The organism is Nitrosospira sp. NpAV (assembly GCF_000832065.1).
Lineage (GTDB): Bacteria > Pseudomonadota > Gammaproteobacteria > Burkholderiales > Nitrosomonadaceae > Nitrosospira.
In genome coordinates, this window is record NZ_JXQM01000109.1 from 1 (window position 1) to 258 (window position 258).

At 71.7% G+C, this 258-nt stretch carries 1 protein-coding gene; it reads right to left on the bottom strand.

The window, feature by feature from the left end; genetic code table 11:
* Nucleotides 1-258 (bottom strand): hypothetical protein (locus tag SQ11_RS17670; RefSeq protein WP_041515107.1); only part of this gene is annotated, 258 nt, incomplete at both ends.

A 258-nucleotide genomic window follows, 5' to 3' on the forward strand; every position in this document is an offset into this window, starting at 1 on the left:
AGCAGGCCATCGAACTCGCTCTTGGCGCAGTCGGCGTTGTCGCGCAGCGCCTGCAGGCGGTAGCTGGTCTCGGCCCAGGTGCGCTCGGCCAGCAGCCGGGTGGTCTCCAGCAGCGGCTCCTCGAAGAGGGTCACCCGCACCTGGTCGTCGTAACGCGGCCGGGCGATGACGCCGCAGGTCTCGATGCCGGCGGCGGCGAACTGGGCCAGCACCGCCTCGGTGTGCCGGCGGTTCACCTGGATCACCGCGCCAAGCTCC